This is a genomic window from Streptomyces sp. SM1, assembly GCF_002910825.1.
Taxonomy (GTDB): domain Bacteria; phylum Actinomycetota; class Actinomycetes; order Streptomycetales; family Streptomycetaceae; genus Streptomyces; species Streptomyces okerensis.
Window position 1 is genome coordinate 1 of the sequence record NZ_NEUB01000960.1, and the last position, 4,415, is coordinate 4,415.

The 4,415-nt window shown below is 73.7% G+C and carries 3 protein-coding genes; all 3 read left to right on the top strand.

All coding sequences use genetic code 11. From position 1 onward, the window contains the following. The coding region (locus tag B9S61_RS33500; protein ID WP_258039998.1) for a condensation domain-containing protein at positions 1-2,959 on the top strand (2,959 nt) is incomplete at its 5' end. Then, positions 2,956-3,156, top strand: a complete 201-nt coding sequence (locus tag B9S61_RS33505; RefSeq protein ID WP_103545537.1) for an MbtH family protein — start codon at positions 2,956-2,958, stop codon at positions 3,154-3,156. The genes B9S61_RS33500 and B9S61_RS33505, both read left to right, overlap by 4 nt. Before the next feature lie 44 nt (positions 3,157-3,200). Next, on the top strand, positions 3,201-4,340 hold the full coding sequence (locus B9S61_RS33510) for a glycine amidinotransferase (RefSeq protein ID WP_103545538.1): 1,140 nt from the start codon (positions 3,201-3,203) through the stop codon (positions 4,338-4,340). Positions 4,341-4,415 lie beyond the last annotated feature (75 nt).

Consider the following 4,415-nt stretch of genomic DNA (forward strand, 5'->3'; position numbering starts at 1 on the left):
GCGCGTCCCGCCCGCCCTCGGCACCGACCGGCTGCGCACCGCCGTGGACGCCGTCCTGGCCCGGCATCAGGCACTGCGCGGACGGCTGCGCGAGGACGGGTCCCTCGCCGTGGACCCCGCCCAGGGGACCGCACCCGGGACCGGCCCGCGTGACACCGTACGGCGGGTCGACGTCTCGGTCACGGCCGCCTCGGACGAGGAACTGCGCCGCCGGATCGCCGCCTGCGCCGCGGAGGACGCCGACTCCCTCGCCCCGCGCGACGGCGCCATGGTGCGGGTCACCTGGTTCGACGCGGGCAACGAGCGTCCGGGCCGGCTGCTCGTCACCGTCCACCACCTCGCCGTCGACGCCGTGTCCTGGCACACCGTGCTCATGGACCTCCACACCGCCTGGCACGCCGGCGCGTCCGGCGCCCCCGTGCGGCTCGGCCCCGTACCGCTGCCGCTCGCCGAATGGAGCGGCGCGCTGCACCGGGCGGCGCACGGAGCGGACGTCGTCGCCGAACTTCCGCACTGGCATCGCACCCTGGACGCCGACGGCCTCGCTCTGACCGAGGCGCCGCTGTCGCCCTCCCGGGACATCCAGGCCACCGCCGGCGAGCTGCGGCGCACCCTGCCCGAGGACCTGACCGGGCAGCTGCTCGCCACGGTGCCCGCCGCGCTCGGCGCCCGTACGCACGGGGTGCTGCTCACCGCCCTCGCCCTCGCCGTGGCCGCCCGGCAGCGCCCGGACCCCGGCGGCACCTCCGTCGTGATGGACGTCGAGGGACACGGCCGCGAAGCGCTCGAGGGGGATGCCGACCTGTCGGAAACGGTCGGATGGCTCACCTCCCTGTACCCCGTCCGCCTGGACCCGGGAATCCCCGACTGGAGCCCCGAGGGCACCGACCCCGCGTCCGACGACCGCCTCGGCGAGGCCGTGCGCCGGGTCACGGCCCAGCTCGGCCGGGTGCCGCGGCACGGCTTCGGCTACGGCCTGCTGCGCCATCTCAACCCGGGGACGGCCGCCGGCCTGGCCGCCCTCCCGACACCCCAACTGTGCTTCAACTACCTCGGAAGGCAAGGCGGTTCCGCGTCCGGTGACGAGGACTGGAGCGTCGCGCCCGAGTCCGACGTCCTCCCGCTCGGTGCCGACCCGCGGATGCCGCTGACCCATGTGATCGAGGTCAACGCCGCGGTCGAGGAAGGCCCGGCAGGTCCCCGGCTCGTCGCCCACTGGCGGTGGGCACGGCGCCTGCTGACCGGGGACGAGGCCGGGGAACTGGCCGACCTGTGGTTCGCGGCCCTGCGCGCCCTCGTCGTCCACGGCACCGCGCGGCCGGCCCGTGCCGCACAGGAGGACGCCGCCGAGCGTTCCCGGCTGGCCGCCCGCGTCGGGCACCCCGTCGAGCGGCTGCTGCCGATGACGCCCGCACAGGAAGGACTGCTCTTCCACGCCCGCTACGACAGCGCGGACCTCGACGTCTACACCGTGCAGATCGCGATGGAGACCGAGGGCGCGCTGGACGTCGAACGGTTCCGGCGGGCCTGCGACGCCCTGCTGCGCCGCCACCCGATGCTCCGGGCCGCCTTCCTCCAGCGGCGCTCGGGCGAGCCGGTGCAGGCCGTGGCGGAACACGTCCGGATGCCCTGGCGGGTCCACGACCTGACCGGGCTGAGCGAGCCCGAGCGGGACGCCCGCCGCACCGAGCTGCTGGACGCCGACCGGCACCACCGCTTCGACCCCGCCGTACCGCCGCTGATGCGCTGCACCGTGCTCGCCCTCGCCGAGGACCGGCACCAGCTGGTGCTGAGCATGCACCACCTGCTCGCCGACGGCTGGTCCACGTCCCTGCTGCTGCGGGACCTGCTGGCGCTCTTCGACGGGAACGGGGACGCCGGCGACCTGCCCGCCCCCGGCCGCTACCACGACTACCTGAGCTGGCTCGCCGCGCAGGACCGGGACGCGGCACGCACCGCCTGGAGCGCGGCCCTGGCCGGCCTGCCCGGGCCCACCCTGATCAGCCCCGGCCACGACACCGCCCGCGTGCGGGTCCTGCCGAGGACGCTCACCGTCGAGTTGTCCGAGACGGACACCGCCACCCTGCTCGACACGGCCCGCGGCCACGGCGTCACGCCCAACACCCTGGTCCGCGCGGTCTGGGCGCTGTGCCTGCACGACCTGACCGGGCAGCGGGACGTGGTCTTCGGCGCCGTGGTCTCCGGCCGGGAAGCCGATCTGCCGGACGTCGCCGAGACCGTCGGGATGTTCGTCAACACCGTGCCGGTCCGGGTCCGGCTGGACGCCGGCGAGCCGGTGACCGACCTGCTGCGCCGCATGCAGGGCGAGCAGGCCGTGCTGCTGCCCCACCACCACCTCGCCCTGGCCGAGGTGCAGCGGGCCGTGGGACGGGGCCCGTTGTTCAACAGCTGCGTGGTCTTCGAGAACTTCCCGCTGGCCCAGGGCCTCCCGAGCCCCGACGACGGTCTGCGTCTGGCCGGGCTGGCGGGCCACGACCCGTACCACTACCCGCTGAGACTCATGGTCGCGCCCGGCAGCCGGCTCCGGCTGCAGATCAGCCACCGCGCCGACCTCCTCGACGAGGGGACCGGCGAGCGGATCGCCGCCCGGCTGCACGAACTGCTGACCGCCCTGCCGCCGGCGCTCACCGCTCCGACCGGGCGCTTCCTGCGCCACCACGCCCCCTCCGCCGCCTCGCCGGACGCCGACGGCCGGCGCCTGTGCGAACTGGCGGCCGAGGTCCTCGGCCGCACGGCCGTCGGCGCCGACGACGACGTGTTCGACCTCGGCGCCGACTCACTGACCGCGCTGCGCCTGACCGGCCGCATCGAGGCCGAACTGGACGTCGGCCTCGACGTCTCGGCCGTCTTCCGCCACCGCACGCCCAGAGCCCTCGCCGCCGCGCTCACCGCACGACGGGGCGGCTCCGAGACCGCACCCCACGGGAGAACGACATGACCAACCCCTTCGACAACGAGGACGGCACCTTCCACGTGCTCGTCAACGGCGAACGCCAGCACTGCCTCTGGCCCGCCTTCGTCCTGGTACCGCCCGGCTGGGACGTCGTCCTGGCCGACAGCGACCGGCAGACCTGCCTGGACCACATCGAGCAGAACTGGACCGACATGCGCCCCGCGAGCCTCGCCGACGCGTGACCCGCCCCACCCCGCCCCGCCCACACAGACAGGTGGCCGCACCCATGCAGAACGACTCCGTGGTCGTCAACTCCTGGAACGAATGGGACCCCCTCGAGGAGATGGTCGTCGGCTCGGCCGACAACGCCTGCTTCGAGCCCACCGAGCCGGGCAGCCGGCCCGCCGTCCGCAACGCCCCCGGCACGCCCTTCCCGGCCGGCCCGAAGCCCAAGGAGGCGATCGATCTCGCCAACGAGGAACTCGACGGGCTCGTCCGCCTCCTGGAGTCCCAGGGCGTCACGGTCCGCCGCCCCGCCCCGCACGACTTCTCCCGACCGCTCACCACGCCCGACTTCGAGGTCGAGAACCAGTACTGCTCGGTCTGCCCGCGCGACGTGATGATCACCCTGGGCAACGAGATCGTCGAGGCCACCATGTCGCGGCGGGCCCGCTACTTCGAGCACCAGCCGTACCGCAAGCTCGTCTACGAGTACTGGAACGCCGACCCGCGTGTGCTGTGGACCGCCGCCCCCAAGCCCTCCATGGCGGACGGCATGTACCGCGAGGACTTCTGGGACTGGCCGCTCGAGCAGCGCCACGAGCGCATGCACGCCTTCGAGTTCTGCGTCACCCAGGACGAGATCGTCTTCGACGCCGCCGACATGAGCCGGCTCGGCCGGGACATCCTCGTCCAGGAGTCGATGACCACCAACCGGGCGGGCATCCGCTGGCTCAGGCAGCACCTGGAGCCTCGCGGCTTCCGCGTCCACACCGTGCACTTCCCGCTGGACTTCTTCCCCTCCCACATCGACTGCACCTTCGTGCCGCTGCGGCCCGGCCTGATCCTCACCAACCCCGAGCGCCCGCTGAAGGAGGGCGAGGAGAAGATGTTCCTCGCCAACGACTGGGAACTGGTCGACGTCCCGCAGCCGGTGCTGACCAACGACGAGATGCCGCAGTACTGCCAGTCCTCCAAGTGGCTGTCCATGAACGTGCTCAGCATCTCCCCGACCAAGGTCGTCTGCGAGGAGAACGAGAAACCCCTCCAGGACCTGCTGGCCGGCCTCGGCTTCGAGGTCTTCACGGTGCCCTTCCGGCACGTCTTCGAGTACGGCGGCTCCCTGCACTGCGCCACCTGGGACGTCCGCCGCACCGGCACCCGGGAGGACTACTTCCCCCGCCTCGACTACACGCCTCTCGTCTGACACCGCTAGGCGGTTCGCGTCCGGTCGCCGGGCCGTACCGCCGTGTCCGGGCGGCCACCCCGGCCCCCGGACACG

Excerpts from the sequence above, each read along its gene's own strand:
- B9S61_RS33505 (WP_103545537.1), top strand. The coding sequence starts at position 2,956 with ATGACCAACCCCTTCGACAACGAGGACGGCACCTTCCACGTGCTCGTC.
- B9S61_RS33510 (WP_103545538.1), top strand. The coding sequence starts at position 3,201 with ATGCAGAACGACTCCGTGGTCGTCAACTCCTGGAACGAATGGGACCCC.